Source organism: Streptomyces vastus (assembly GCF_039532825.1).
In the GTDB taxonomy this organism is placed as follows: Bacteria; Actinomycetota; Actinomycetes; order Streptomycetales; family Streptomycetaceae; genus Streptomyces; species Streptomyces vastus.
Map to the genome: position 1 here is coordinate 30,422 of NZ_BAAASJ010000076.1, position 26,558 is coordinate 56,979.

General features: G+C 68.8%; 26 protein-coding genes. 11 read left to right on the plus strand and 15 right to left on the minus strand.

Going from position 1 to position 26,558, the window contains the following annotated elements:
• Positions 1–275: 275 nt before the first annotated feature.
• On the plus strand, positions 276–629 hold the full coding sequence (locus ABD357_RS27465; RefSeq protein WP_344393693.1) for a hypothetical protein: 354 nt from the start codon (positions 276–278) through the stop codon (positions 627–629).
• 3 nt (positions 630–632) lie between these two features.
• On the plus strand, positions 633–956 hold the full coding sequence (locus ABD357_RS27470; protein ID WP_344393694.1) for a hypothetical protein: 324 nt from the start codon (positions 633–635) through the stop codon (positions 954–956).
• A 295-nt stretch (positions 957–1,251) separates the two neighbouring features.
• Here the strand turns inward: ABD357_RS27470 and ABD357_RS27475 are convergent, their stop codons facing one another.
• The 5 genes from ABD357_RS27475 to ABD357_RS27495 all read right to left on the minus strand — a co-directional run bounded on the left by ABD357_RS27475 (position 1,252) and on the right by ABD357_RS27495 (position 4,999).
• Positions 1,252–1,905 carry a class I SAM-dependent methyltransferase gene (locus tag ABD357_RS27475; RefSeq protein ID WP_344393695.1) on the minus strand — a complete coding sequence of 218 codons (654 nt, stop codon included), beginning with the start codon at positions 1,903–1,905 and terminating at the stop codon, positions 1,252–1,254.
• 222 nt (positions 1,906–2,127) lie between these two features.
• Positions 2,128–2,484: an ASCH domain-containing protein gene (locus tag ABD357_RS27480; RefSeq protein WP_344393696.1), complete on the minus strand. Its 357-nt coding sequence runs from the start codon at positions 2,482–2,484 to the stop codon at positions 2,128–2,130.
• A gap of 8 nt (positions 2,485–2,492) precedes the next feature.
• Positions 2,493–3,074, minus strand: a complete 582-nt coding sequence (locus tag ABD357_RS27485; RefSeq protein ID WP_344393697.1) for an HD domain-containing protein — start codon at positions 3,072–3,074, stop codon at positions 2,493–2,495.
• An 81-nt stretch (positions 3,075–3,155) separates the two neighbouring features.
• Positions 3,156–3,707 carry a GNAT family N-acetyltransferase gene (locus tag ABD357_RS27490; RefSeq protein WP_344393698.1) on the minus strand — a complete coding sequence of 184 codons (552 nt, stop codon included), beginning with the start codon at positions 3,705–3,707 and terminating at the stop codon, positions 3,156–3,158.
• Entirely contained in the window at positions 3,707–4,999 is a 1,293-nt protein-coding gene (locus tag ABD357_RS27495; RefSeq protein ID WP_486389234.1) for an NsdA family TPR-like regulatory protein, read from the minus strand. The genes ABD357_RS27490 and ABD357_RS27495 overlap by 1 nt, the downstream gene beginning before the upstream one ends.
• Positions 5,000–5,305: 306 nt before the next feature.
• Here ABD357_RS27495 and ABD357_RS27500 point away from each other — a divergent pair, with 306 nt between their 5' ends.
• Positions 5,306–5,602 carry an ATP-binding protein gene (locus tag ABD357_RS27500; protein ID WP_344393700.1) on the plus strand — a complete coding sequence of 99 codons (297 nt, stop codon included), beginning with the start codon at positions 5,306–5,308 and terminating at the stop codon, positions 5,600–5,602.
• Between the two features lie 364 nt (positions 5,603–5,966).
• Here the strand turns inward: ABD357_RS27500 and ABD357_RS27505 are convergent, their stop codons facing one another.
• On the minus strand, positions 5,967–8,114 hold the full coding sequence (locus ABD357_RS27505; RefSeq protein ID WP_425585030.1) for an autotransporter: 2,148 nt from the start codon (positions 8,112–8,114) through the stop codon (positions 5,967–5,969).
• Between the two features lie 199 nt (positions 8,115–8,313).
• On the opposite strand from ABD357_RS27505, the gene ABD357_RS27510 reads away from it, so the two are divergent.
• Both ABD357_RS27510 and ABD357_RS27515 read left to right on the plus strand, forming a co-directional pair.
• Positions 8,314–9,402 carry a glycoside hydrolase family 43 protein gene (locus tag ABD357_RS27510; RefSeq protein WP_344393701.1) on the plus strand — a complete coding sequence of 363 codons (1,089 nt, stop codon included), beginning with the start codon at positions 8,314–8,316 and terminating at the stop codon, positions 9,400–9,402.
• Between the two features lie 119 nt (positions 9,403–9,521).
• Positions 9,522–10,934 carry an RICIN domain-containing protein gene (locus ABD357_RS27515; protein WP_344393702.1) on the plus strand — a complete coding sequence of 471 codons (1,413 nt, stop codon included), beginning with the start codon at positions 9,522–9,524 and terminating at the stop codon, positions 10,932–10,934.
• A 9-nt stretch (positions 10,935–10,943) separates the two neighbouring features.
• Here the strand turns inward: ABD357_RS27515 and ABD357_RS27520 are convergent, their stop codons facing one another.
• Positions 10,944–11,924: a polyprenyl synthetase family protein gene (locus ABD357_RS27520; protein WP_344393703.1), complete on the minus strand. Its 981-nt coding sequence runs from the start codon at positions 11,922–11,924 to the stop codon at positions 10,944–10,946.
• A gap of 198 nt (positions 11,925–12,122) precedes the next feature.
• Here ABD357_RS27520 and ABD357_RS27525 point away from each other — a divergent pair, with 198 nt between their 5' ends.
• The 4 genes from ABD357_RS27525 (at position 12,123) to ABD357_RS27540 (ending at position 16,467) form a co-directional block, all read left to right on the plus strand.
• A complete protein-coding gene (locus ABD357_RS27525) occupies positions 12,123–13,193 on the plus strand; it encodes a rhamnogalacturonan acetylesterase (protein WP_344393704.1) in 1,071 nt (356 codons plus the stop codon).
• A 230-nt stretch (positions 13,194–13,423) separates the two neighbouring features.
• Complete coding sequence (locus ABD357_RS27530; RefSeq protein ID WP_344393705.1) at positions 13,424–15,157, plus strand: DUF2264 domain-containing protein; 1,734 nt, start codon at positions 13,424–13,426, stop codon at positions 15,155–15,157.
• A gap of 49 nt (positions 15,158–15,206) precedes the next feature.
• A complete protein-coding gene (locus ABD357_RS27535; RefSeq protein ID WP_344393706.1) occupies positions 15,207–15,980 on the plus strand; it encodes an isocitrate lyase/PEP mutase family protein in 774 nt (257 codons plus the stop codon).
• 61 nt (positions 15,981–16,041) lie between these two features.
• The gene (locus ABD357_RS27540; protein WP_425585033.1) at positions 16,042–16,467 is read left to right on the plus strand and encodes an NUDIX hydrolase; all 426 of its coding nucleotides are present in this window, start codon (positions 16,042–16,044) and stop codon (positions 16,465–16,467) included.
• Here the strand turns inward: ABD357_RS27540 and ABD357_RS27545 are convergent.
• From ABD357_RS27545 to ABD357_RS27570, 6 genes are all read right to left on the minus strand, one after another.
• A complete protein-coding gene (locus tag ABD357_RS27545; protein WP_344393707.1) occupies positions 16,457–17,179 on the minus strand; it encodes a cupin domain-containing protein in 723 nt (240 codons plus the stop codon). The two genes, ABD357_RS27540 and ABD357_RS27545, sit on opposite strands and share 11 nt — an antisense overlap.
• 46 nt (positions 17,180–17,225) lie before the next feature.
• Positions 17,226–18,614 (minus strand): hypothetical protein, encoded by a 1,389-nt coding sequence (locus ABD357_RS27550; protein WP_344393708.1) that lies wholly within the window; start codon positions 18,612–18,614, stop codon positions 17,226–17,228.
• Between the two features lie 60 nt (positions 18,615–18,674).
• Entirely contained in the window at positions 18,675–19,502 is an 828-nt protein-coding gene (locus ABD357_RS27555) for an alpha/beta fold hydrolase (RefSeq protein ID WP_344393709.1), read from the minus strand.
• Positions 19,499–20,095 (minus strand): TetR/AcrR family transcriptional regulator, encoded by a 597-nt coding sequence (locus ABD357_RS27560; protein ID WP_344393710.1) that lies wholly within the window; start codon positions 20,093–20,095, stop codon positions 19,499–19,501. Before ABD357_RS27560 ends, ABD357_RS27555 begins: the two co-directional genes overlap by 4 nt.
• A 109-nt stretch (positions 20,096–20,204) precedes the next feature.
• The gene (locus ABD357_RS27565; protein ID WP_344393711.1) at positions 20,205–21,317 is read right to left on the minus strand and encodes a serine hydrolase domain-containing protein; all 1,113 of its coding nucleotides are present in this window, start codon (positions 21,315–21,317) and stop codon (positions 20,205–20,207) included.
• Between the two features lie 121 nt (positions 21,318–21,438).
• Positions 21,439–22,803, minus strand: a complete 1,365-nt coding sequence (locus ABD357_RS27570) for a jacalin-like lectin (protein ID WP_344393712.1) — start codon at positions 22,801–22,803, stop codon at positions 21,439–21,441.
• A gap of 254 nt (positions 22,804–23,057) precedes the next feature.
• On the opposite strand from ABD357_RS27570, the gene ABD357_RS27575 reads away from it, so the two are divergent.
• Positions 23,058–24,782: a PHP domain-containing protein gene (locus tag ABD357_RS27575; RefSeq protein ID WP_344393713.1), complete on the plus strand. Its 1,725-nt coding sequence runs from the start codon at positions 23,058–23,060 to the stop codon at positions 24,780–24,782.
• Entirely contained in the window at positions 24,779–25,291 is a 513-nt protein-coding gene (locus ABD357_RS27580) for a hypothetical protein (RefSeq protein ID WP_344393714.1), read from the plus strand. The genes ABD357_RS27575 and ABD357_RS27580 overlap by 4 nt, the downstream gene beginning before the upstream one ends.
• A 10-nt stretch (positions 25,292–25,301) precedes the next feature.
• Here ABD357_RS27580 and ABD357_RS27585 read toward each other — a convergent pair whose 3' ends face one another.
• Both ABD357_RS27585 and ABD357_RS27590 read right to left on the minus strand, forming a co-directional pair.
• Positions 25,302–25,607, minus strand: coding sequence for a DUF397 domain-containing protein (locus ABD357_RS27585; protein WP_344393715.1), 306 nt, complete (start codon positions 25,605–25,607; stop codon positions 25,302–25,304).
• Complete coding sequence (locus ABD357_RS27590) at positions 25,604–26,434, minus strand: helix-turn-helix domain-containing protein (RefSeq protein WP_344393716.1); 831 nt, start codon at positions 26,432–26,434, stop codon at positions 25,604–25,606. Before ABD357_RS27590 ends, ABD357_RS27585 begins: the two co-directional genes overlap by 4 nt.
• Positions 26,435–26,558: the final 124 nt, after the last annotated feature.

Sequence of the window (26,558 nt, forward strand, 5' to 3'; positions counted from 1 at the left end):
AGTCCCGTCGGTGCCCCCTCGTCTTCACCCACCGAACGCCGTAGCCCAAGTCACCTTCTCCCATGATCCGTCGCAGCGAACCTTGAGCGTTCTCACTGCACTTCGGTCGATCAGTGTCTTTCGCAGCGAAGGCTCAGCGACCTGCCGTGGGACGCCGAGGCGCCAATGGTGTCGGACATGGGACGACGTTGGGTTGGTGCCAGTAAGGCCGTCACGGAAACTGGGACCGAGTAGTTGGCCACCGCGCATCACAGTCGGCCAGTAGGCTCGTATCCATGGGTGCGTTCTTACCGTTCCTGATCTTGACCTGCGGCCTCGCCGCCGTCCTGGGCTTCTTTGCTTGGCTGGCCGCGCGTATTCGTCGTCGAGGCCTTGCGGGCGGGGCCATGAGCGCAGCCTTGGCCTCCTACGAGGAGGCGTTCCGCATCACCGCTCACGAAGCTCACATCGAGATCCGAGCCCAAGCAGAACGCAAGGCTCCGATCCTGTCGCCGGACGATCACTGGGGGCGCAGCCCCGGCGAAGCCGGCCAGGTCGGCGCAGAGGACCGTCGATCACGTCAGCCGCGCCCCCGCCGCTCGCGTCGAGGCCTTGGCCGCTGGGTCGAACGCCTGAGGTCCGGTCGCTGATCCATGGGCACCGTGTTGCTGGTTGCAGGAGGAGTTGTTGCGCTGGGCGTCGCCGTGTTCCTGGCAGATCGTGTTCTGCTGGCGATGGAGGCTCGGGGCTGGATCTACTGGCGCAAAACCAAGGGCCTGTCATCGATCGGTGTCGACCTCCTCCAGGAGGGCGACCCCCGGGCCCAGGCCGTCAAACGGGCCATGGAACAGGAACGTGTACGCAAGAACGTCAAGCCGGCGGAGGAGCCGCCTTTCCAGATGAACTTGGACGTCGGCACGGTGCGTATCCGACGCACCGGAGGCGAACAGACCAAGGGGACTCCACCCAGCAACTGAGCACCTCAGCCACAGAAACTGCCACCTTCAGTGAGAACCCTGGAAGCAGGCGTCTCACCATCCTGACGAAGGCCAGGTCAAGAAGCACCGCCCTCGCCATGATCAACCAGACGCGCCCTCGGCGCTGTCGGCAGTTCTCCCAAGACGCCGTGTCTCCCCCTCCGCGAATCGCAGATCAACCTGTCACCCAGCAGGTCAGCAGCCCCACCTCCGCAAGATCTAATGAGACGGGACAGCGGTCTCAGGTGACGTGGTTCGTCTACGTGTTTGAAGCAGGCATCGCAGTTGCGGCTTCTTAGCCTGAGGTGGCCGGTGGTTCTGCAATGCCGATGAAGTTCCCGCCCATGGGACGGATGCGGACCGACCAGCCCAGCGCGGTGAGGTCATTCGTGAGAGTCCGGGCATCGTGGAAGACCTTCACGATGCGGTACTGGCTGCCGTCGTCGAGTCGGCGCAGCGCCGCGGGGGCCGGCTGGTTCGCGAGGACTTCCTCCTCTGCGGCTGCGGCGGGGCCGTCGTCGATGAAGATCGCTTTGCCGCCCGGCGCGAGCGTGGCGGCGACGGTGTTCCAGAAGTCGGGCAGCCGCGTCGGCGGGACGTGGGAGAGCCAGAAGGCGAAGAACACGGTGTCGTAGCGTCGTGGCGGCTGCCACTCGAACAGGTCGGCCTGAATGAATTGGACGGTGGGGGATGCGGTGCGCGCACGAGTGAGAGTCAACACTTCGGTTGCCGCGTCGACAGCCGTCACCGACTGCGCCCGCGCGGCGAGCCTCGGGGTCCACTGGCCCGTTCCGCAGGCCAGCTCCAGCACATCCCCAGAAATCGGGAGTTCATCGACGACAGCCAGCAATTTCTGCAGGTCTTCATACTCTGTGTAGGGCCGGTCGTACTCGGCCGCGCCAGCCCTGTAGTAGGCCATCTGCTCTGCCAGGAGAGCGTCGTCATCCATGCAGGTTCCTCTCGTCCGGGTTCGGTCGGAGCCAAGTGCGCTCAGCTCGCCGGCTTGGTCGCCACTGACACTGTCGGCCTTCACCTCTGGTCAAGGTCAAGTGTCTTGAGGGCGTGGGAACGTCCTTGCCGACCGGCGGGCGTCGCTCGTTGGGGTGACGTCTTCCGTGCCCGCGTCATGGGGCTCCGCGGGGTGTTCCACCCTCGAGCTCCACACTCGCGCTTACGGCGTGGCGCCTTCGATTTCGATAGCGAGAGCGCCGAGGGCTTCCTTCTCGGGCGGGTAGATGGCGCGGATGTTGGCGAGCTGTTGGTCGCGGGTGGCGGTCGGGTTGACGTTGACCGGTCCCTCGCCGTCGAGCAGGGTCTCGAAGTCGGGGTACTCGGTGACCCGCTTGACCTTGACCGCGCAGGTCTCGTCGGTGCCTTTGATGCGGAAGCGGATGACGTCGCCTGCGGCGAGGTCGGCGAGGTGCGGGTACTTCACCCGCACCTCGATGGTCTTGGTGCCCGCGGCGACGAGCTCGAAGTACTGGCGGTAGAGGTTGAGTTCGCGGACGCGGGCGGTGCTGTCGGTCATGGCGCAGGTCAGCTCTGCCTCTCACCGAGTGCGGTGCGGAGCCAGTCCAGGGACCCGGTCGTCAGCACCGCGTCGGCGAGTTCGTTGGCCGACTTCGTGGTGAGTCGGCCGCGGCTGTTGTCGATCCACCGCTGTGCGTTCTCGTAGCCCTGGGCCTTGTACTCGATGCCCTGGATCATGCATTCCAGTTTGTCGGCGTCCCGGGCGCAGATCGCCTCGGCGGATTCCTTCGCCTCGTACTCGGCGACGAGTTCCCGTACGGCCGAGGCCAGGATCTCGGGCATGTCGGCGACCTGGTCGGCGGTGACCGCCTGTGGGTCTGCCTCGGTGGCGTACTTCTTTCCGAGGTGGTTCACGTCACCGGTCCGCGTCTCCTGGGAGTCGTGCCACACCGCGAGGAACGCGGCCCGCGCGGGGTCGGCGCCTTCGAGCTTCGCGATGATCGTCGCAAGCAGAGCGGTACGCCAGGAGTGCTCTGCCACCGACTCCGGGTCGCGTACGCCGGCCATCCACCAGCCGGTGCGCTTGGTCTGCTTCAGCGTCCCCGCCTCGTACAGGAAGCGCGCCACCGCGGACAGGTCTTCAGCCACCGCTGGGCTCCTCTCACGCCTCGGAGATGGGGGTACCGCCCACGCCCTTAAGGCAGTGGGGGAGGATTGCAGCACGCTACCTCAGCGCAGCTCGCGGATCATGCAGTCGTACAGCGGCGCCTCATCCCATGGATGGGACACGCCGATCTTCCGGTACCCCCATGCCGCGTAGGCGGACTGAGCCGGCGCGGCCTCCGGCTCGGGCCGCATCGTCAGAGTGACCCGCTCTACGTCCAGGCCCTCGAGGAGCTGCGCGTGCAGCGCGCCTGCGATACCACGCCGTCGCCACGGCTTCCGCACAGCCAGCTCGATGATGACGAACGTGCGCCGGCCGTCCTCGCGCGTGAAGTCCTCCGGCAGTTGCACGTCCTGGAGGTTCTTCCACCAGCGGGTGTCAGGGGCGAGGTGGTAGCCGTAGGTGAAGCCAACGGTTTCGTCCCCTTCGCGGGCCAGGACGAGACGGAAGCCGGGCCGCTGGGCGTGGACCTGGTAGTGGTCGATGAACTCGGCGACGTCGCGCGGTCCCTCGCGGTACGGCGGTTCGGCGTACACCTCCTCGTAGGCGGGGAGGAAGGCGTCGAGCCTGCGGACGCCATCCGGGCCCTCGTACCGCTCATACGTCACTTCGGCCATCACACCGCTCCCTTCAGTTCGGTGTATTCGGTCAGCTCATCGACGGCGTCGCGGACGCACCCGGCGTCCACGCTGCGAAGCAGGTCGCGGACCTCGGTCACCCGTCGGTTCACGCGGCCGGACTCCACCTCTTCGAGATGGGTGAGACTGGCGACCGCCTCGGCCGCTCCCTCGTCCACCTCGCCGGCCTGGATGAGGCTGCGTGCGAGGGTCATCCGGTACAGGGCCCGGTTACGGCCGTACGACCGGTCTTGGTGGGCGAGCGCTGCGCGCAGGAACGGCACCGCGGCCTTGTGGTGCCCGGTGTCGGAGTACAGCAGGCCCTGGGCGTAGTCGAGTTCGGCGTGCCCGTGGAAGGCTGCCCAGTCCGGGGCGGGGCGCCCGCTGTCGGAGCGGTCCACCATGCGCATGGAGTCGGCGAGCCTCTTGCGAGCGGTGTTCTGATCCTTCATGAGGGCCAGGGCGCGGGCCTCGCGAGCGGCGATCAGGGAGAGCAACACGGAAGAGCCGAAGGGGACTGCGAGCGAATGGGCTGCGCGTGCGAGGTCGTAGCCGTCGCGCGGCCGATCCTCGTAGCTGGCCTGCATGCTCAGCGAGACGAGTACCAGGACCTGAAGGCCGGCGTCGTGCAGCATGGTCGCGGTGGTCAGGGCCTCGCCCCAGTAGCGGCGGGCGGTGTCCTGCTGGTCGGCGTCGTAGTACAGCCAGGCGCAGTGCTCGGCGGTCTCGCCGGCGAGGAGCTGGAGTTGGCGGCCGATGGTGTCCGGGTAGCTGCTGGTGTTGATGATCCGGCGCACACGCCGGACGTGGCGGACGGCGAGAGATCGGACGTCGCCGCCTCCGTAGGCGTCATCGAGCGTGTACAACGACCGCAGACCCTCGCGGAGTTCGAGGAGGTGAGCGACGCCGACGGCGTCCGGGATCCCGGTGGCCTCCCGAGGCCCCACGGCCAGGCCGGCGGCGACGCCGATCGAGTCGGCGACGAAAGTCCTGCGGTCCACGTTCTCCTCATGCGGCGCCACTTGAAGGGCGTACACCGTCGTGCTCGGTCCTGGTCCCGGGAAGCCGAGGTCAGGGGGGCTCATGCCGAACATCGCGTGCAGCACTCGCCAGGCCGGGGGGTGCGGCCTCGGTGGACTCGGCTGTCGCCACCTCCGGAACTGACGGTCGGTGACGGTCACCTCTTCCCCGACTAATTCGGCGGTCGCCTCGAAGGCTGGGATGAACGACGACGGCTTGGCCCATCCGCGCTCGATGCAGGCGCGTGCGAACGGCGTCAGCGTTACATCCACTCTGACCTCCCCGAAGGTCTTCTGCTCTCGTCGACCGTAGCCGCTGTGCTGGACCCGAAAAGTCCGGTGGCTGAGAAAAAGTCCGACGAAGGTCCGCGCAGAGGTCCGATGGCGCTCCGTGATCGGCGGTTATCTCGACGTGACAGCAGAGGCGCTGTTGACGTCGAACACGGGCACCATCGAGGGACGCGACGATGACCATGACGGCCGTACCGCTAGGACCGCAGCGCTATCAGGGGCGCTATCCGGCGACATTGGAGGCCGCCACACAGGCGCGACGGGACATAACGCTGGCAGACCTGGGGTTTGTCCCTGCTCGTCGATGTCGCCGAGCAGGTGGTCACAGAGCTGGTGGCCAACGCCGTCAAGCACACGGACACCGGGATGGTCGGCGCGTCCATCACCCGTACCGGCGAAGAGTCCGCTCGGATCGTCGTCACCGACACCTCGCGCACCAGACCCACCCTCGGCACACCGTCCTCGGACGACGAGACCGGCCGCGGCCTGCTTCTCGTCGAGGCCCTCGCCCACGACTGGGGCAGCGAGCTGGTCCACGGCGGGAAGCGGGTGTGGGCCGAGCTGCGCGCGGAGGGCGAGCGGTGAGCGCCACCACGGCCAGGCTGCCGCGTGTTGACCAGCTCAAACCCGCGGCAGCAGATGGCCATCGACTGCGCGCGCTGCAGCCGGCGGTTGGGGATGGTAGGCCCCGCTGGGGCGGGGCGGGCCGCAAGACCCCGCCGACACCGCTCTGTGCCGGGAGCTGAGCGGGGGCCGACTCAGTTAGCGGTGCCGGCCGCGTTCCACTGGCCAATCGCGGTGGCCGGGCTGTGGAAGACCGCACACGGACCGTTCTGGACGCCGTGCTCGGCGTCCTGCGGAACGGGTGCGGACAGGATGACCGGGCGACCAAGGAAACCGCAGGTCAAAGGGCATGATCAAAGATCAGGCCTTCTTGGTCCACGATGGCTCACGCCGCATGTCGCCCACCCCTTCGTCCCGTACGCGTACGCCTCCGCCTGCTCACCGGCACGATCAGCGCCGCCAGGCCTCCCAGCACCGCCGCTGCCACCCACCAAGCGAGCGGTATGGAACTCTCGTCGCTCGCGTTCTCGGTGGTGGCGGACTTGGGGGCGGCGCCGGAGGGCTGGGGAGTGGAGCGGGAGGTCGCTGAGGGGCTCGGGGTGTTATTGCCGGAGGTCAGGACGACGTCGTTGCCGTCGCCGCCGCGGTAGCTGATCTTGTACTCGGTCTTGCCCACCTTGACCTTGGCGCCCTCCTTCAGGCCCTTGAAGGTTCCGGTGGTCTTCGACTTGCCGGTGTGGTCGATGATGGTGACTGTCTTGACCGGCTTGACCGTCTTCGAAGAACTCGTGGACGGCGGGTCGACGACGAGCTTCCCGCCCAGCCGCAGCGCGCCCCCGACCTTCAACGCCCGGTCCTTCACGGTCAGTTGCCCGCCCGCGCCCTGCGTGTAGTCCCCGGTCACCGTCACCCCGCCGGCGACCTTCCCCGTACCCGTATTCGTCACCGTTCCGACGACCTTGCCCTTGCCGGCCAGGGACGAGCTCAGGTTCAGCGCCCCTCCGGACGCCCTGCGCACATCCAGCCGCGCACTCGGTGAAGTGAGCCGGATCCCCTTGCTCCGCTCCAGGCTCGCCCCATCCAGCGCGAGCGTGCCCTTCGTGACGGTCGTCGTGCCTGAGTACGTCACGCCACTGGTCAGCGTTGTCGTGGCGGCACCGGACTGGGTGACGGAGCCGCTGCCGCTGATCTTGGACAGGGAGAGCGGCTTGGCTGTGTTGCGGAGTACCAGCGAACCGTTGTTGACGAGCTTGTAGAGGTCACCCTTCGTGTACAGGCCGCTGTCGCCGCCGGACTTGCCGCTGCCGAGCCGCAGCACGGCGCCCTTCTCGATGGTCGTCGAGCCGTTGTAGTACTGGACGGCGGCGAAGGTGACGTCGTTGCCCTGCGTCCCCTTGATGACGATGTCGCCGGCGCCGGGCGCCGACAGGGTGTCGTGGAAGACGCCGCCGCCGATCGGCGCGCCGAGTGTCACCGGGCCGTTGTAGTTGAAGGTGAGCAGCGAACGGGAGCGGGCCGCCAGCAGGTTGATGTATACGGTCTCGGCGGTGCCCGGCATGAAGATCTTGTTCGTGGTGCCGTCGCCCCACTGGACGTTGGCGCCCTTGATGTTGGTGCCGCGCTTGTTGATGTTCTTGCGCGCGGGCGTCCAGTTGAGGGCGGGGTCGCTGAGTGAGGGGTTGGTGTCGCCGCCCTGGTTCGACCAGCTGTACTGTCCGGTCAGGACGACCTTGCTGCCCGGCCGGGACTGGACGTTGATGTCGCTGCCGTACTCGCGCTGGTAGAAGTCCATGCGCTGGGTGACGGTCTGGCCCAGCGGGGTGTCGACGGTCCAGGTGCCCTGGTTGAGGACCTTGCGCACGTTGGGCAGCGACGTCGCGTACTCCGGTCGTCCGGCGTTCGCCTGTGTGCCGTTGTCGATCACTCCGGAGAAGGGGTGGGTGCCCGAGATGTCCCAGGTGCCCCAGAGGAACCTCGGCTGGGTGATCAGCCCGGAGCCGCTGATGGTGCCCAGGTTGTAGGCGCTCGTCAGGGAGAGCCGCAGAGTGCCGTCGACCCGGATGTTGTCCTGGTTGAGCCGGAACGCCGGGGTGTTGTACGGGAAGTGGCCGATCAGCCCGGTGGTGCCGCCGTTGCCGTACTGCAGGGTCGCGCCGCGCTCGACCGTGATCGCGGGCGGGTCCGGGTTGGTCGTGGTGACGTACGGGTGGTTGCCGCCCTGCGTCCTCACCGCTTGCCGCTGCCGTGACTTCGGCAGCGTGAAGTCGCTGTCCTTGGTCAGGATCAGGGTGCCGGAGCCGCGCACGGTGAGCGTGCCCTCGCCCCGGAACACCCCGTTGTACGTGGTCTTCCCGGCCGGGACCGTCACCACCGTGTCGCCGTCGAGCGTCACATCGCGGCCCGCGAGTACCGCCGCGGTGACGTCGTCGGCTGCGGCGGGTGCCGCCGTCGCGCTCGGCGTGATGATCCCTGTCGCGAGCACGGCCAGCGCCGCGCCTGTTCCTGCTGCCCGTACACGGATGTTCTTGTTCACGCCTGTGGAGACGGGAGCAGGGCGGGGGCGATAACAAAAACTTGGGTGCGACTTCGGGTGCGACTCCACGGCCCCGCAACGCCCGACTTTTTCTAAGCTCCCGACCCGTTGACCTCCTCGTAACACACCCTTACCGTTTCGGCGTTCGGAATGGCAGATGCCGTTCGGAATTTCGAATAGTCCAGTGTGAGGGAACTGCATGAGCCGCCTTGACGAGAGCCCCGACATTCCCAGCCGCAGACTCGTCCTGAAGGGTGCCCTCGCCGCGGGCGCGCTCACCGCCGTGCCCGGAATGGCCCAGGCCGCCACCGGCGGGAGCTCCTCGTACGTCAACCCGCTCGTCCGCAACCGCGCCGACCCGCACATCCACCGTCACACCGACCACCGCTACTACTTCACGGCCACGTCCCCGGAGTACGACCGCATCATCCTGCGCCGCTCCCGCACCCTGCGGGGCATCGCGACCGCCGACGAGGCCGTCATCTGGCGCAAGCACGCCACCGGTGTCATGGGCGCACACATCTGGGCCCCGGAGATCCATCACATCGACGGCAAGTGGTACATCTACTTCGCCTCCGCTCCCGCCGAGGACATCTGGGCGATCCGCATCTGGGTCCTGGAGAACTCCCACCGGGACCCGTTCAAGGGCACTTGGGTGGAGCGCGGCCAGCTGAAGACGGCCTGGGAGACCTTCTCCCTGGACGCCACCACCTTCACGCACCGCGGCAGCCGCTACCTGGCCTGGGCGCAGCACGAGCCCGGCATGGACAACAACACCGCGATCTGGCTGTCGAAGATGTCCGACCCGCTGACCCTGACGGGTCCTCAAGTGCGGCTCACCACACCGGAGTACGACTGGGAGACCATCGGTTTCAAGGTCAACGAGGGCGCGTCGTTCATCAAGCGCAACGGCCGCATCTTCATGTCGTACTCGGCCAGCGCGACCGACCACAACTACTGCATGGGCCTGCTCACGGTGGACGCCGACGCCGACCTCATGAACCCGGCGAACTGGTCGAAGTCCCCGACCCCGGTGTTCACCAGCAACGACACCACCAAGCAGTACGGGCCGGGCCACAACTGCTTCACGGTCGCCGAGGACGGCCGCACCGACGTCCTCGTCTACCACGCCCGCCAGTACAAGGAGATCGTCGGCGACCCGCTGAACGACCCCAACCGCCACACCCGCATCCAGAAGCTGGGCTGGAAGCCGGACGGCACACCGGACTTCGGCATCCCCGTGGCCGACACCCCCGCCCGGGGGACGAGGGCGACCTCCCCCAACTGACCGGCTTCGCACGTCACTTCACCGTTCTGAAGGAGAGTGTCCAGATGCCACATGCTGGGATAAGACGTGCCACAACAAGACGTGCCACGACAAGAGGTGGTGGAGCAGGACGTGCTGCGATGGGACGTCTGTGCGCGATCCTCGTCGCCCTCGCTCTCGCGGTCGCCGGAGCGCTCGTGACCGCGGGCCCGGCGCAGGCGGCGCCCCAGACCATCACCAACGGCACCCAGTTCACCGACACTTCGGGCAATCCGCTGCACGCGCACGGCGGCGGGGTCCTCAAGGTCGGCTCGTACTACTACTGGTTCGGCGAGAACCGGAACTCCGACAACACCTTCCGGTACGTGTCGGCCTACCGCTCCACCGACCTGAAGAACTGGGAGTTCCGCAACCACGTCCTGACCGAGGCCACCGACCCGGAGCTGGCGACCGCCAACATCGAGCGGCCGAAGGTCATGTACAACGCCGCCACCGGCAAGTACGTGATGTGGATGCACAAGGAGAACGGCGTCGACTACAGCGAGGCCCGCGCAGCCGTCGCCGTCTCGGACACCGTCGACGGCGACTACGAGTGGCAGGGCAGCTTCCGGCCGCTGGGTCAGCACATGTCCCGTGACATCACCGTCTTCACCGACACCGACGGCACGGGCTACATGGTGTCCGCCGCCCGTGAGAACTACGACCTGCACATCTACCGGCTGACCAGCGACTTCACCGGAATCGTCGCCCTGGTCGCCGACCCCTGGCACGGCGGCCACCGCGAGGCGCCGGCCCTCTTCAAGCGCAACGGCGTCTATTTCATGCTGACTTCGGGATCCACGGGCTGGAACCCCAACCAGCAGCAGTACGCGACGGCCACCTCGCTCGTCGGTCCCTGGACGGCGATGCGGAACATCGGCGACTCGACGACGTACGGCTCGCAGACCGCGTACGTCCTTCCCGTGCAGGGCAGTTCGGGCACCTCCTACCTCTACATGGGCGACCGGTGGGGCAACTCCATCGGCGGGACGGTCAACGACTCGCGGTACGTCTGGCTGCCGCTGACCTTCTCGAACTCCACCACGATGTCCATGTCCTGGTATCCGGAGGTCACCATCGACACGGCCGCCGGGACGATCACCGGTCGGGGCGGCCCGTACGAGACGCTGGCCGCCCGGCACAGCGGCAAGTGCGCCGACGTCCCCGACCAGTCGATCCTCGCGGGCGCCCAGATCAAGCAGTGGACCTGCAACGGCGGCGGCAACCAGCGGTTCTGGTTCAAGGACCTCGGCAACGGATACGTCCAGCTGATGGCCCGTCACAGCTCGCTGTGCCTGCGGGAGAACGCCTCCAGTGTCACGCAGGAGGCCTGCTCCACCTCGGTCACCACGCAGCAGTGGTCGGTCGCCACGTCCGGCGGCTACGTCACGCTGAGGTCCCGCGCCAGCGGCGAGTGCCTCGACGTGAACGGCGCGTCGACCGCCGACTCCGCGGCGATCATCACGTACGCCTGCAATGGAGCGACCAATCAGCAGTGGACGCGGGCCAGTTGACGCTCACGCTCACTCCGTCCGGTGGAGGAGGAGTTGGGCCGACTCCTCCACCAGGCGGTGCAGCACCGGCATGTGGTTTCCTTCGCCACCCAGTTCGGTCAGGAGGCGCTGGGCTTCGTCGCGGAACCTGCGCAGGTCTGCTTCGTACTGCTGAAGACCGGTGGGCGCGAGAAGGAGATCTGTGAGCTCCGACCTTGCTTCCTCGGAACTTTTCGCGGCGGTGTGCAGGTCCAGGAGGCGGTTCCCGGACCGAGGTGACGCGTCTTCGAGGGCGCAGGCGAAGAGATGGGTGATGGTGCCGTTCCGCAGGTCTTCATTGCGGCCGGAGAGGATGTCCTGCTGGTCGTTGAACAGTTGCCACAGGATGCCGAAGACATCGCCGAAATCACGCCACATCCGTATTCGTTCGTGTTCCGCGCCGGCCAATATCGCACCCATTGCCGTGATCATGCCGAAGGGTGCCCCGGATTTACCTCGGTACGTCGTGAGCACCGAGTCCCGCGTGGCGTCGCCGGCATCTCGGCGCAGATCGCTCAGCTGGCCCTCGGTGCCGACGATTGCGCAGGTCACGAGCTCGGCTGTCAGGGCGCTGCGCACCGAGTCGGGAACGGGTTGCGACTGGATGATGTGCAGGGGGAGGGCGTTACCGCAGATGATCGATGCGAGCAGTGCCTCGTTCTCGCCGATTTCCCGCGAAACGCTCGCGGCTTCCCCGTCCGCCAAATCGTCGAGATAGCACGCGGAAGTCCACCACAGCACATGGATCGCGGACAGTGGAACGGCCGGTCCGGGATCTCCCGTCTCGGCTCCGTGCACCAGGAGCGGCAGTACCTGAAGGGGGTACCTGAAGGTCTGGTGCTGAAGCAGTCGGGTGACCGCGTCCTTGACCGCGGCCGCGGAGGGGCCGAGTCGTTCGATGCCGGCTTTCGTCTCCGCGTCGATATCCGAGGAGAACTGCCGGTACAGGTCCAGATATGAGGTTGGATTCACTGTGACTTCCTTTTTGTCGCCTCGCTTATCGTCCCGATTCGATCACTCCGAAACGTGGGCCAGCCAGGGCGCCTTCCAGCCACGGCCGGTTTCTTTCCGGTGGTACGGAATCGAGATGCCGCGCGCCCCTAGAAAGCGCTTGCCATCGCGGGGTACGGTCCAGCGACCAGGAGAAGTCGCCCTGTTGGAGGAGCCGCGTTGAGACGCACCCTGATCGCCGTGCTGGCCACGCTGACCGCAGCCACGGCTCTGTCGGCCACCCCGGCGTCGTCCGCCACCCCGGCTTCGTCCGCGACTCCGGCGCAGGCGGGCGCCCGCGGAGCGGGCCTGGAGAACTGCACCGCGACGGCCTGTCACTTCGACGTCGCGCCCGGCACGTACGACGTACACGTCCTGCTCGGCGGCGAGGCTGAGGCGAGTACCGGCATCACCGGCGAGACCCGCCGCACCCTCCTCCCCGAGACGGCCACGGCAGCGGGCGAGCGCGTGGCCCGCAGCTTCACCGTGAACGTCCGCACCCCTGAAGGTGAACCCACCGGCCCCGACGGCACTCCCGGCCTCGACCTCGTCCTCGGCGGCTCGGCCCCCGCGCTGGCCGGCATCCGCGTCACCCCGGCCCGGCACCACACCCGCCAGATCTTCCTCGTCGGCGACTCCACCTCCTGCGACCAGCCCGGCGCCCCGTACTCCGGCTGGGGCCAGCAGCTGCCCCAATACCTCCGCAAGGGCCTGTCGGTCGCCAACTACGCGGATTCCGGGGAGAGTACGGTCAGCTACCTCGACAACCCCGCGCTCTTCGCGACCGTCCAGCCGCTGATCCGCAAGGGCGACCTGGTCCTCATCCAGCTCGCCCACAACGACAAGCAGACCGACGAGGCGACGTATCGCGCGAACCTCGAAACGCTCGTCGCCGGTGTACGCGACCGGGGCGGCCGGCCCGTACTGCTCACGCCCATCGTCCGCCGTTGGTTCAACGCGGACGGCACCCTCAACAACGGCACGGCGCTGCTGGTGAACGGCCTCGGCGTCGACCACCCCGCCGTCACCCGCTCGGTGGCCGCCGCGCACGACGTACCGCTCATCGACATGACCGCCAAGACCAAGGCCCTGGTGGAGTCGCTCGGCGTGGAGGCCTCCAAGGCGCTCTATCTCTACAACGAGAAGCGGGACAACACACACACCTCCGCGCACGGCGCGACCGTCTATGCGGACCTCGTCCGCTTCGAGCTGGTCGCGCAGCGCCTGGTCCCCAGGGGCCTGGTGAGGTGACCCAAGACCCTGGGGCGTCCCGACCGGAACCGGGGCGCCCCAGGAACCAAGCGCTCCGCTGGATGCGCAGTGATGAAACCGCGGGCCCGGTGGGGGCTGGTCGCGCCCGCGCGGCGGAGCCGCAAATTGATACAGCCCCGCGCCCCTATTGGGAGGGCCTGCGGCCCCCAATAGGGGCGCGATACTGGACCGGAACTCACCAAGGCCGCCCTAGACAGGAAGCACGACCCATGATCTCAGGCGTTCCCGAGGGCGACCGCAGCCTCAGCCCGTACACCGGCTACACGCGCGCCCATTGGGAGGCGGCGGCCGACTCCCTGCTCGCGGCCGTGGAGCCCTACGCCTCCGAGGACCGCGCCCTCTACCACCTGCCCGGCGAGCGCGAGAGCTGGTCGGGCCGCCTGTCGGACGGCCTGGAGGGATACGCCCGTACGCTCCTGCTGGCGGCCTTCCGCCGTGACGAGAAGGCCCTCGCGCGGTACGCCGACGGGCTCGCCGCCGGAACCGCCGGCGTCTGGCCGCGCATCGAGGACCGCAGCCAGCCCCTCGTCGAGGCCGCCTCGATCGCCCTCGCCCTGCGCCTGACCCGTCCCCTCCTGTGGGACCGCCTCGACGACGGTGTACGGCAGCGGGCGGCGGCCTGGCTCGGCGACGCGCTGACCGCCGAAGCCTGGCCCTGCAACTGGGAGTTGTTCCCGGTGACGGTCGGCGGCTTCCTGGCGGAGATCGGGTACGAGGCCGAGTCGTCGCGGGCGGCGATCGACCGCGGCCTCGACCGCATCGAGCAGTGGTACGTCGGCGACGGCTGGTACACCGACGGCGACGGCCGCAAGTTCGACTACTACAACGGCTGGGCGATGCACCTGTACCCGGTGCTGCACGCCTGGCTCGCGGACGACACGCGCCTGCTCGACCTGTACGGCGGCCGGCTGTCGGCCCATCTCGCCGACTACGCCCGCCTGTTCGGCGCCGACGGTGCCCCGATGCGCCAGGGCCGCTCCCTCACGTACCGCTTCGCGACGACCGCACCGCTGTGGCTGGGCGCCCTGACGGGTCGTACGCCGCTGCCGCCGGGCGAGACGCGACGGCTGGCCTCCGGCGCGCTGAAGTACTTCCTCGACCGGGGAGCCGTGGACGACCGCGGCTTGCTGACCCTGGGCTGGCACGGCCCCGATCCGGCTGTTCTGCAGGGCTATTCGGGCCCGGCGTCCCCGTACTGGGCGAGCAAGGGCTTCCTCGGTCTGCTCCTCCCCGCCGACCACGAGGTGTGGACAGCCGCCGAAGAACCCGGCCGGGCGGAGCGCTCGGACGCGGTCACCTCCGTCGCCGCCCCCAACTGGCTTCTGCAGTCCACCTCTTCCGACGGCCTGGTCCGTCTCCACAACCACGGCAGCGAGGACGTCCGCTACGACCCGTACTACACGCGGCTCGCGTACTCGACGGCGACGGCGCCTTCGGAGGCGTACGACAACAGCGTGCTCGTCGGCGAGGACCCGGGCCGTACGGGCATCGAACCGCTGGGAACGGGTGAGGGCTGGGTGGCCTCCCGGCACGAGGCCGGGGGCGGGGCCAGGGTGACCAACCTGGTCGTGGCCCGGGGAGCGGTGGAGGTGCGCGCCCATCTGGTGGCGGGCGCGCCTCCCGGAACCCCGGTGCGGGTCACCGGCTGGTCGGCGGAGGAGGGGGTACGGGCCGAACTCCTCCCGGTTTTGGGTCCGTTGGGTACGACTGCCCTGACGGGCGTCACGGGAGACGGGGGCACCTTGTTCGTCGCCCTGGCCCGCCTCACCGCCGAACCGGACCCGGTCCCGCTCCAGGAGTTGGTGTCCGTGGAGGTGGAGGTGAAGGCGGAGCAGACGTACGAGGTGTGTGTGCGCTGGGTCGACGGGCTCGAGAGCCGGTTCCGGTTCAAGGCTCCGGACGGGCGCTCCGTGGAGTCTTCGTGGTCGGTGACGCCCGCCTGACCGGGACGCTTCGGCCCGTACCGAAGCGTCCCGCTTCTAGCCTTGCGGGATGACCCTCTTTGCCGACCTCCATCACCGGGACACGCCTCTGCTTCTGCCCAACGCCTGGGATCACGCCTCGGCGGCGGCCCTGGCCGCCCAGGGCTTCGAGGCGGTCGGCACGACCAGCCTGGGAGTGGCCGCGGCCGCCGGGCTGCCAGATGGGGCGGGGGTCACCCGGGACGCGACGCTGAGTCTGGCCCTGGCGCTCGGCAGCGGCCCGTTCCTCCTGTCGGTCGATGCCGAGGGCGGCTTCGGCGACGACCCGGACGAGGTCGCCGAGGTCGCCTGCGAACTCGCCGCCGCCGGAGCCGCCGGCATCAATCTGGAGGACGGCCTCGGCTCCGTGTCACGGCACGCCGCGAAGATCGCGGCGGTGAAGGCGGCCGTACCGGGGCTCTTCGTGAACGCCCGCACGGACACGTACTGGCTGGGAGACGGCGACGAGTCGGACACGTACCGTCGCCTCGACGCCTACCAGCAGGCGGGCGCCGACGGTGTCTTCGTTCCTGGTCTGGTCGACGAGAAACGCATCGTCACCCTCGTGAAGAGCCTCGACGTCCCGCTCAACATCCTCTACTCCCCGTCAGGCCCCACCGTCACCCGACTGGGGGACCTCGGCGTGCGCAGGGTCAGCCTTGGCTCTCTGCTCTACCGTCGAGCGCTGGGTGCGGCTCTGGAGACGGCCGCCGACATCCGGGCCGGCCGGAGGCCGCGGGGCACCGCCGCGGCGTACGACGAGGTGGAGGCGCTGAGCCAGCCGTCTGAGGTGAGTTCCTGGTAGAGTTGGAGCTTTCGTGGGTACGTAACCCTTTGGACTCCGACCGGCAAGGGACCGAGGAACCATGGACATGGATGTCCCCGGCGACAAGCGACTGGCCGCCGCCGTTGTGATGCACAAAGGGCGTGTGCTGCTGGTGCGCCGTAGTGAGACCGAGCGGTTTCTGCCCCGGGTGTGGGGCGTGCCCTGCGGAAAGCTCGAACCGGGGGAGAGTGCCCAAGACGGGGTGCTGCGGGAGCTGAAGGAAGAGACCGGGCTCCTCGGCGAAGTCGTCCGCAAGGTCGGCGAATCGTCGTTCGTGAGTGAGTACCAAGGGCACGAGGTCAAGAACTGGCAGGACAACTTCCTGGTCAGGCCCCTCTCCCGGCACATCACGCTGCCCGAGCCCGACCAGGCGTACGCCTGGCTGAGCCCGGCCGAGCTGAGCAGCGTCGACATCGACGAGTACAACCTCGACATCGTGCGACAGGCTCTCACCACTAGGCCCTGAGCAACTCCGCCAGCGCGTCGAGCTCGCCCAGGTACTCCTCCACCTCCAGCGGCACCTTCGGCACCGAGCCCGGATGCGGTCCCGTCGCCGTGAACACATCGGTGTGACGCCGCCGCCCGCTCCCCGTCTCCAGGAAGAGCGTCACCGTCGGCTCCGTCGTGTCGGTCCACGCACGGTGCAGGGTGTTGGCGGGGAGGGCGTATGTGCTGCCCGCCGCGTACTCCGCCACCTGTGTCAGATGCAGCCGGGACGGGCCCGCCGGTTCCAGGAGCCAGTCGGCGGAGGCGTCCGCCAGGGACTCCTGGTAGCGGTCCGCTACGACTCCGCCGTCGGGCACGGGTGCGTACAACTCCATGGCCAGATGCCCGCGTACGACGTAAGAGGCAAGCGGGGAGCGGTGGTTGTGGATGTCCTCCTTGCCGGCCGCGCCTCGACCGGCGTGCCACATATGGGCGCGCAGCATGTGGTGCGGGCCGCCGTCGATGAGCAGGAGCTTGTCGAAGCCGAGGACATGGCGGTACGAGAGCCGGGCGCAGCCCTCCGGGTCGCCCTCGCCGGAGGCGAGTTCGGCGGTGAGCTCCAGCAGCCGGTCGGGTGAGCCGAGTTCGGCTATGACGGCACGCGCCGCCAACACCCGTTCGTGCTCGGCCAGTTCGCCGTCGAGTGCCTCGGCCAGCAGCCGTCGTGCCGCCAGGACCTGCCGACCGCCCATGCACGCTCCCTCCGTCTCAGCCATGCCACCGGCGCATCCGTCCGCCTCAGCCATGCGGCTGGTACATCCATACGGCATGAGCGCGCAGCGCCGAAAGGCCTTGATAGGTCATCCACATGGGACGGCGCAGCTCGTTGGTGTCCTCGCGGGGCCAGGTCCAGATGCCGTCCGACTGTGCCGCCCACACGGCGGTGGCCGCGCCGTTCAGCCTCTCCCGCCACTCCTCCTCCATGCCGTCCTCGCGCGCGATGTCGTGGGCGCCCGGAGTGAGCAGGGCGCGGACGACCCAGGATGCGGTGAAGTGCCGTACGTTCAGGACCTCGCGGCGTGACGGATCGTCGGGGCGCGGTCGGCGCACCTCCTCGCGGAGGCTGGACAGATCCAGGCAGGAGTCGTGCAGGGTGCCTGGGCAGGCCAGCAGCCAGCGGACGCCGTCCTCGCGCGCCGCGCGGGCGTTGGCGCTCTCGCCGCCGAGGACGCGGGCCGTGCGGTCCAGGGCGACCACGGCCTGGGCGGTGTGCAGCGCGGACGGCGGGCCGTGGAGGGGCGCAAGGCGATAGCTCCAGCAGCGGCGGTGCTGGCGGCGCGGGTCGGTGACGGCGCCGTCGACGAGGGCTTCCCGCAGCACCGGCAGCACGTCCGAGCGGGGTGCGGCGCGCAGCAGCCCGCGCAGCACGGTCGTCACGACGTGAGTCAACTCCCGCCCGGCCCGGTCGAGTTCGAGGGTGAAACCCGACTCGCAGTGCGTCACCTCCCTGGCCAGCCGTGCCGGGTCGGCGCCTGCCCTGGCCAGTACGCCGAGGACCAGCGCGGTCACCTCGGGCCGGGCCACGGTCCCCTGTGAGCGCGCCGACCAGCCGCCGTCGGGCAGGCGCAGCCGCCACAGTGTCTCGACGAGGTCGCCCGTGCTCAGCCGCCCGTCGGGGACGCCGAGGTCGAGCGCGATGTGCAGCCCGTACGCCGTACCCACCGAGGTCGGCCTGCTCTGCGCGCTCTCGCCCAGCGAGTGCGGCCAGCCGGTGAGCCGCCCGCAGACCGGATCGTCGACGACTGAGACATGCCCGGCGAGAGTGTCGTACGCCGACGAGAACAGCTGGGGGAGCGGTCCTGGCCCCGACAGCGGCTGCGGGCCGACGGTCAACGTGCCTGTTCCGGCCGGGGTGTTGTTCCCGGACCGGGCGCGCAGCAGTGCCGCTGCCAGCCAGGCCGCGACAGCGGTACCGAGACCGGCCACCACGGCGATCGCGTACCGCGCGGCCTGCCCGTCGATGGTGTCCGGCAGCACGCCGACCAGTGACTGGAACACCGCGTAACCGGCGGCCGCGCAGCCGAAGCCGCCCAGCCACCGCACGAACCGCGGAGGCCGCGGGCCGTTCCGCACGGGCGGCACGGGATCCGTCCTCAACGGCCCGCGTCCCAGCTGCTGTTGAGACAAGGCGCGCTCCCTCCCCCCGGGGCGGCACGTGGATATTGGCGAAGCTTCCAGTCTAAGTGGTCAGCGAGACACCTGGGACGGGACCGGAAGCAGTCTCTCCGCGAGACGCTCCGCGAACTCGACGGGATGCGTGACCGCGCCGATGTGGCCGCCGGGAAACTCCACGAAGTCGCTGCCGCTTCGTTGGGCGAGCATGCGCGCGGCGCGGTGGGGGAGTTGGGTGCGCGATTCGTGTCCACCGGCGAGGGTGAGCCGGGCGGCAAGGGGATGGAGAGTGGCGAAGTCCGGTTCGTACGCGGTGAATTGACGCAGGACGTGGGCGATGAAGACGGCCATCGGCTTGTCGGGGACGGGCGGCGGTGAGGCGATGTGGGAGGTGCCGACGGGGGGCGGAGGCGGAGCCTCCCACATCCGGTCCTCAAGACCGGCGTTGAGCCGGACTGACGCGGCCTGGAGACCCGCCGCGCGATACGTCTCGTACACATCCTCGAACATCTTGCGGTGCTGCGCGGCATCTGGCAGCACCGTCACGCCCGGCGGCTCGTGGGCGACGGCGTGCCGTACCCGGTCCGGGTGGCTGGTGAGCAGGTCGAGCGCGGCGATGCCGCCCGAGCTGCTGCCGAAGACGTACGCGGACTCGCCGCCCGGAAGCAGCGAGTCGAGCACCTGACGCGCGCCGTCGCTCCACGCCTCCACCCGCTGGTCCTCCACGGGTTCGCCGAGCCGGCCGTGCGCGAGACCCATCGGGTCGTACGTCACCACGGTGAACCGGCCGGCGAGCCGCTCCACGAGTCCGTCGAGGCCCATGGGATGCCCGGCCCCACCGGGGATGACCAGCAGCACGGGCCCGCTGCCGCGCACCTCATGATGCGCAGTGGTCTCAGTCATGCTTCTTCTCCCCCATGTTTCTTCTCCTCCCGGGGCCAGTGGTCCAGGGCGATGTGCAGGGCATCGACGGCCTTGTCCCAGGACGTCCGTACGTCGCGGGGGTGGCCGAATCCGCCGCTCGCTTCGAGGTGGCAGTAGCCGTGGAAGGTGCTGCGCAGCAGTCGTACGGCGTCGGTGAGGTCGGGCTCTTCGAGGCCGTAGGCGCGCAGCATGCCGTACGTGACCTCGGCGGTGCGCCGGAACACGGCCGAGTCGGCGACGAGGGCCGGGTCGACCTGGATCTGTGTCGCCGCGTACCGGCCGGGGTGCTCCAGCGCGTACTCCCGGTAGGCGCCGGCGAACGCGACCAGCGCGTCCTTGCCCGCCCGTCCGGCCACGGCGACGCCGATCCGGTCGATCATCTCGCCGCCCGCCAGCAGCGCGAGCCGCGTCCGCAGCTCCTGCACGCTCTTGACGTGCGAGTACAGACTCGCGTCCTTCACCCCGAACCGCCGCGCCAGCGCGGACACCGTGACGTTCTCGAACCCGACCTCGTCCGCGAGCTCGGCGGCGGCCTCGACCAGGCGGGCGGTCGTGAGCCCGGCTCGGGCCATGGGGGTCACCTCCAGCGAAACCTAGTAGGTCTAGGTTGCTGGCTAATATACATAAGTCATGCTCCGGCCAGGCACGCTCCGGCCAGGCACTGCCATGACACCGGCCGGGTCAGCCGTCGTGCACCACCGTGAGGTCGTCGCCCAGGGCGGCCGCGATCTCGGCGGCGCGGGAGTGGTCGTCGAGCCGGTGTGTCAGGTAGGCGCAGGCGTGTCCGTGCCGGAGTGACCACCAGGCCGCCGAGCCGCCTATGCCGCCCTTGGCGATCTTGCCCTTGTCGCGCAGGAAACCCAGCGTCCAGGTGAGGCGGGTGCCGCTGCCGAATACCTCGTCGTAGCCGGTGACTTGGGACGAGATGTACTCGGTGTGCAGCTCGGGTCCCAGGAGTTCGCGTAACGGGCCGTCCGTGCTGGTGAGGTGGGAGAAGAACTCCGCCACGCTGCTCGCGCTCGCGTGCAGGTTGACCCCGCCGAAGACCGACTGCCGCCAGGCCGTGGAGTTCATCCGCTCCACGTCGAGGGCGCCGGCCGGGATCTGTAACCAGGGCGCCGCGGGAAGCTGGACGGGCCAGTCGGGATGGGCGTACTCGAGGTCGGCGACGCGGGGGAGTGCGTGCGTCGGCACTCCGAACCAGGCGTCGAGATCCAGTGCGGGCCGCACCACCTCGTTGAACACCTCCCCGAGCGACGTGCCGGCACCCGCGCGCAGGATGCCGTCGATCAGGTGGCCGTAGGTCAGCGCGTGCTCGCCAAGGCCCGTACCGGGGGCGTACTCCGGTGCCGCATCCGCCAGGCTCTTCCGGAGCCCGGCCTCGTCCAGCAGGTCGAGGCCCGCGGCCGACTCGGGGAAGCGGGGCTGGCCCGCCTGATGGGTCAGTACGTGACGCAGGGTGGTGCGGTCCTTGCCGTGACGTCCGTACTCGCTCCAGTAGGTGGCGATGGGCTCGTCGAGCCCCGGTGCGCCCCTGCGCACGGCCGCCAGGGCCGCGAGCGCGGCGAACGCTTTCGACAGCGAGTACGGCATGACCAGGGTGTCGCTCTGCCAGGGGTGACGCCGTTCGGCGTCGGTCCACCCTCCGTTGAGCCGGACGACCTCGCGTCCGTCCCGCCAGACCGACAGGCCCGCTCCCGTCTCCCGGCCGTCGGCCAGCAGCTTCTCGAAGACCCGGCGTACCGCGTCGTACCCGTCTGCCGCGTACCCCTCGATCCATGCCATGTGCGCCATGTCCGTCTCCCCTCGTCCGGTGGTCCGGTGTCGAGTGCCCCCGCGCGTGCACCCGGAGGGCACTCGCCGGATCATACCCTAGGGGGGTATGATCCGGGGAGGAGTGTGACGGTACGTCAGGTCAGCCGATCGGCGCGTACAGCACCCCCAGCTTGTCGATCTCGGCGCCCGCGCGGCCCGTGAAGCCGACGATCTGCCAGCCGGCCGGGGCCGTGTACGTCATGGTGCTCGAGGTGGGTGAACCGGACGTCAGCGTGCGGGACTTGTCCGTCGTGAAGGCCGCCGAGAAGATGCGCGTGTGGCCGTCCTTCTGGGCGCTGGTGAGCTTCACCGAGGTGAGGTGTTCGTCGGCGGCCAGGGTGAGGGACGTGGCCGTGCCGCCCGTACCGCCGTGGGTGAGGGACGTACCGCCGTCGTGGGTCAGGGATACGGCGTCCAGGCGGGCGTTGCCGCGCAGGGTGAGCGTGCGGGGTGCGGGCGTGGCCGGGAGGTCGTCCGCGTCGTTGAAGGCGGTGCCGTGCGGGCCGCCGAAGACGTCGCTGGCGCGGAGGTTCGCGGGCAGGGTCCAGGAGAAGTCGACCGTGTGCGGGAAGTGGTCGGAGAGGTTGCCGCCGGCCTCGTCCAGGAACTTCGACCAGTCGTTGTTGTAGCGGGTGGCGTCGAGGTTCACCAGGTTGCTGCCGCGGTAGAGGACCTTGTCCACCACCTCGCAGTCGTTCGTCGGCGCCGTCTGAGGGCAGACGAGCGCTTCGCTGCCCTGCGCGGGGGCGTTGCCGCCGCGGACCAGGTCGACCCACGGGTCGCTCAGGCCGTTCTCGTTCACGAGCGTGCGGATGTTGTCGCCCGCGCGCGTGTAGCGGGTGTTGGTGTCGCCCATGACGATGACCGCGTTGCCCGCCGAGTTCGCCTTGATGAAGTCGGAGAGCTGGGAGATGTTGGCGCGGCGGGCGGCCAGCGCGTCGTCGGTCGAGTCCGCGTTCGTGTGGACGTTGTAGAGGTCGACGAAGACGCCCTCCGCGAGCCGGACCCGGGCCAGCGAAAAGCCCTTCGGAGTCAGGCAGTTGGTGCCGGTGCACTTGTTCCACTTCACCCGCTGGAAGTCGTCGAAGGCGTAGTCCGAGAGGGTGTTGAGGCCGTCGCCGAACGGGACCCCGCCGCTGGTCGCGGTGCGGTGCGGATGGTCGTCTCCCGCGTACAGCGCCGCGTGGTAGTTGAAGTCCTCCTGCACATTGACGATGTCGTACGCCCCCAGTCGCGGGGAGATCAGCGGGGTGTTCTTCGCCGGGTTGCCGGAGCTCAGCCCCTCCGGGAGGCCCGCGACGTTGTACGCGAGGACGTTGAAGGTGCCCGACGAGGGAGCGGCAGGGGCGGCGGCCGTCGCGGATCCCGTAGTCGTGGTGGCGGCGGGTGCGCTGGCCGTGGCTGTGGTGGCGAGCCCGGCCAGGGCCAGCGCGCCCGCCACGAACGTTCCGATGAGCCTTCTCATGGGGGGTGTCTCCTGGGGACGGAGGAACGGGAGAGGGAGATCAACGGTGCTCAGGGTCGAGGCCAACTCGGTTGCTGTACAGAGGTAGTTGGGAGAATGCTGCGAGAATTGTGAAGCGTGGGAAGAGTTGATGCGACCAAGTCACCTGCGAATCACGATGTGGTTGAGCATTGTTCATGTTTCGCGCCGAGTCTCGCACCCGCGCGGTCATACCGACAGCGCGAAGGCGAAGAAGGCACAGAAGGCAGGCCGACATGGGTCACGGGCACGGGCACGGTCACGCGCATGGACATGGGCATCACCATCACGAGCACGACCACCAGGGCGCCGATCTCCCGGCCGCCTTCGACACCTCCGTACCCGACGAGGCCCTGACCCCCGAGCAGCACTCGCGCCGCTCCATGCTGCGGCGCGCGGGCCTGCTCGGTGCGGGTCTGACGGCGGCCGGAGTGCTCGGCGGGACGGCCGCCGCGCAGGTGTCGACTTCCGGGCAGGCCTCCACGAGCCGCCGGAAGGGCAAGGGCTTCCTCTGGCTGGCCGGCGACCACCACATCCACACCCAGTACAGCAACGACGGCAAGTACCGCGTCTCCGACCAGGTCCGCCAGGGCGCCAAGCACGGCATGGACTGGATGGTCATCACCGACCACGGCAACGAGACGCACGCCAAGATCGGTGTGGAGAAGGTCAACCCGGACATCAGGGAGGCCCGCGACGCATACGAGGACACCCTCGTCTTCCAGGGCCTGGAGTGGAACATCCCGGCCGCCGAGCACGGCACCGTCTTCGTCCACCCCGGCAAGAACGAGGTCTCCGTCCTCAAGCAGTTCGAGACCGACTACGACGGCGGCGTGAAGAAGGCGACGGACTCGACACCCGCCAACGAGGCCCTCGCCATCGCGGGCCTCAACTTCCTTGCGGAGCAGGTCCAGCGGCGCAAGGTCAAGGACATCCTGATGCTCGCGAACCACCCGGCGCGCAAGGGCATCGACTCGCCGCACGAGATACGCGCCTGGCGCGACGCCACGTCCGCGCGCCACCAGATCGCGGTCGGCATGGAGGGCGCGCCCGGCCACCAGGCCGGTGGTATCGCCAAGCCGCTCGGCATGGGCCGCGCCCGCGGTATCTACGACGGCAGCCCGAGCGCCAACTCCTTCGCCGGTTACCCCCTGGAGAGCTACCGCACCTGGGGCGGCTTCGACTGGATGACCGCCACCGTAGGCGGCCTGTGGGACAGCCTTCTCGCCGAGGGCAAGCCCTGGTGGATCACCGCCAACTCCGACTCCCACAACGTCTACACGGACACCGCCAAGCGCGGCGGCCCCGACAGCGACTACCTCGCCAACGGCAAGCACACCGACCCCGTCTACAGCGGCAAGATCGACCTCACCGAGGGCGACTACTGGCCCGGACAGTACAGCCGCACCCACGTCGGCGCCGACGGCTTCAACTACGCCGCCGTCATGGACGGCATCCGCGCGGGCCGCGTCTGGGTCGACCACGGTCAGTTGATCAGTGGCCTGGATGTACGAGTGGCCGGCGGCAGCCGCTGGGCCACGCTGGGCGGCGCGCTGCACGTCAAGAAGGGCACGCGCGTGACCCTGACGGTCGAGGTCGCGCTCGCCAGCGGTGCCAACTGGGCCGGTTTCGTACCGGAGTTGGCCCGAGTCGACGTCATCCAGGGTGATGTCACGGGTGCGGTGAAGGACAAGGACACCTTCACCGCACCGACCGCGAAGGTCGTCAAGTCATACGAGGTCGGAAAGTCCTCCGGCAGGGTCAAGCTCACGTACGAACTCGGCCGCGTGGACCGGCCGTTGTACGTCCGCCTGCGCGGCACCGACGGCAACCGCTCGGCACCGGGCCTGATGGGCAAGGCGGTTGACCCGGCCGGTCCGGCCATCGACGTCGTCGGCGACGCGGACCCGTGGGCCGACCTGTGGTTCTACTCCAACCCCGTGTGGGTCCTGCCCTCGTGACCACGTTCGCAGGTGACAGCGCCTTCTGGGTCGACACCGAGACGACGACACTGCGCGAGGCCGACCACCTGCTCCAGTCGCTGGCAGACGAACTCGCCCTCTCGGAGGGCGTGTTCGGCTGCACGCACCTGGTGCGGGGGGAGCGGCCGCGGGTGGTGTTGTCGTTCACGGGGGCGTCGGAGGAGGCGAGGCGGGGGTTGGTGGCGAAGGGGTACGAGGTGACGCCCGGCGTTCCGGACGAGGTGGGCCGCGCCGTGCTCTACCCCGGGGTCGCGGGGCTGACCGGAACGGTGCCGGTTGCGGAGCTTGTGTCGGGCTCGGCGATCGACCGGGTTGCGGTGCTGGGCGGGTCCGGCGAACCTGCGCCGGAGCAGCGGATCTTGACGAGAGATTTCGTACGTCCGGAATGGCGGAACGGAGAACTGGTCCTGACCGCGATGCCTGCCGCGGGCGGGGTCCTGGTTCCCTTCGAGGTACCGGACCCGACGCCGTGTTGTGCGGACCACTGAACGCTGCCGCTCAGTCGCGGGCGGCGTATGTGACGAACTCCGTCCAAGTGGTGGGGGAGAGGGCGAGCTGGGGGCCCTGGGTGTTCTTGGAGTCGCGTACGTGGATGGTGGTGGGGCAGGTGGCTACCTCTATGCAGTCGTCACCGGAGCTGCCGCTGTGACTGGACTTGTGCCAACCGGGGGCGACTTCGAGGCAGTCGCCGCCTCCACCGCTGCTGTATCTGGACTTGCGCCAGTCCAGGGCGACTTCAACGCAGTCGCCGCTGGAGTCGCCGCTGTGGCTGCTCTTGAACCAGGCCAGTTCATCGGTGCTCATAGCGCTCCTCGCAGTTGCTTCAGCAGGTTCGCGGAGTCCTCGGGAGTGAGGGCCTGCGAGCGCAGTTTCGCATACCGCATCTGGAGCACGCTGATCGTTTTCGGGTCGGAGATGAGTTGGCCGGTCTCCTGCCCTTCGATGTAGCCGTACCACTGGTTCTGCGGGGTTTCGAGCAACTGCATAGGTCCGTTCATCCCGGCGTGCACGCCCCGCGACAGCGGCACGATCTGGATCTCGACGTTCCGTAACGAGTCCAACTCCACGACGTGGTCGACGAGTTCGCGAGTGGGATCCGTCCCTCCCGTGCCGCGCCGGAACAGGTGCTCATCGAGGATGAAGCTGAACGCCGTGCTCTGCCGCTCGCGCAGCATCCGTTGCCGGTCCCGGCGGGCGTTCAGCCGGTCCTCGATCTCCTCGTCGGTGAACAGGGGAAGCCTGTTCTCGAACAGCGTCCGCGCATACGCCTCCGTCTGCAACAGCCCCGGAATCAACCGGCATTCGTACGTGTACAGGCTGATGGCGGTCTCCTCCAGTCCCGCCCACTTGCGGAACCAGGCGGCGAGACCAGGCTGCCGTCCGATCTTGCGGGCTGCCTTCCGGAGGATCCCGTACGCGTTGAGGGCCTGCTCGGCCGCCTCCACGAAGTCGTCCGGAGGCAGGCGTCTGCCCTGCTCGACGGAGGCGAGGAAGTGCACGGAGAACCTCATCTTCCGGGCAAGTTCCTCCTGGGTGAGTCCAGCATGCTCGCGAAAGCCCTGCAGGACCGCGCCGAAGGTCTGGAGGCTCTCGGAGGGCTCGGGTTCGGTGTTGTTGCTGCCGGTTGTCATTGCGTCGCGTACTCCAGGGTGGTGTTGTGTGCGCAACCGCACGAAGTCGCCCATGGTTACGGTCAGTTAAGCGTCCTGTCCGCCCTGAGTACTCGTACGCTGACGTTGCGTACGGGTGGCAGAG

Bases quoted from the DNA above. Each gene is read 5' to 3' on its own strand.
- ABD357_RS27540 (WP_425585033.1), top strand. From the start codon at position 16,042: ATGGACATGGATGTCCCCGGCGACAAGCGACTGGCCGCCGCCGTTGTG.
- ABD357_RS27475 (WP_344393695.1), bottom strand. From the start codon at position 1,905: ATGGATGACGACGCTCTCCTGGCAGAGCAGATGGCCTACTACAGGGCT.
- ABD357_RS27515 (WP_344393702.1), top strand. From the start codon at position 9,522: ATGGGACGTCTGTGCGCGATCCTCGTCGCCCTCGCTCTCGCGGTCGCC.
- ABD357_RS27585 (WP_344393715.1), bottom strand. From the start codon at position 25,607: ATGAGCACCGATGAACTGGCCTGGTTCAAGAGCAGCCACAGCGGCGAC.
- ABD357_RS27480 (WP_344393696.1), bottom strand. From the start codon at position 2,484: ATGACCGACAGCACCGCCCGCGTCCGCGAACTCAACCTCTACCGCCAG.
- ABD357_RS27465 (WP_344393693.1), top strand. From the start codon at position 276: ATGGGTGCGTTCTTACCGTTCCTGATCTTGACCTGCGGCCTCGCCGCC.
- ABD357_RS27490 (WP_344393698.1), bottom strand. From the start codon at position 3,707: ATGGCCGAAGTGACGTATGAGCGGTACGAGGGCCCGGATGGCGTCCGC.
- ABD357_RS27530 (WP_344393705.1), top strand. From the start codon at position 13,424: ATGATCTCAGGCGTTCCCGAGGGCGACCGCAGCCTCAGCCCGTACACC.
- ABD357_RS27590 (WP_344393716.1), bottom strand. From the start codon at position 26,434: ATGACAACCGGCAGCAACAACACCGAACCCGAGCCCTCCGAGAGCCTC.
- ABD357_RS27545 (WP_344393707.1), bottom strand. From the start codon at position 17,179: ATGGGCGGTCGGCAGGTCCTGGCGGCACGACGGCTGCTGGCCGAGGCA.
- ABD357_RS27535 (WP_344393706.1), top strand. From the start codon at position 15,207: ATGACCCTCTTTGCCGACCTCCATCACCGGGACACGCCTCTGCTTCTG.
- ABD357_RS27560 (WP_344393710.1), bottom strand. From the start codon at position 20,095: ATGGCCCGAGCCGGGCTCACGACCGCCCGCCTGGTCGAGGCCGCCGCC.
- ABD357_RS27565 (WP_344393711.1), bottom strand. From the start codon at position 21,317: ATGGCGCACATGGCATGGATCGAGGGGTACGCGGCAGACGGGTACGAC.
- ABD357_RS27470 (WP_344393694.1), top strand. From the start codon at position 633: ATGGGCACCGTGTTGCTGGTTGCAGGAGGAGTTGTTGCGCTGGGCGTC.
- ABD357_RS27570 (WP_344393712.1), bottom strand. From the start codon at position 22,803: ATGAGAAGGCTCATCGGAACGTTCGTGGCGGGCGCGCTGGCCCTGGCC.
- ABD357_RS27575 (WP_344393713.1), top strand. From the start codon at position 23,058: ATGGGTCACGGGCACGGGCACGGTCACGCGCATGGACATGGGCATCAC.
- ABD357_RS27510 (WP_344393701.1), top strand. From the start codon at position 8,314: ATGAGCCGCCTTGACGAGAGCCCCGACATTCCCAGCCGCAGACTCGTC.
- ABD357_RS27555 (WP_344393709.1), bottom strand. From the start codon at position 19,502: ATGACTGAGACCACTGCGCATCATGAGGTGCGCGGCAGCGGGCCCGTG.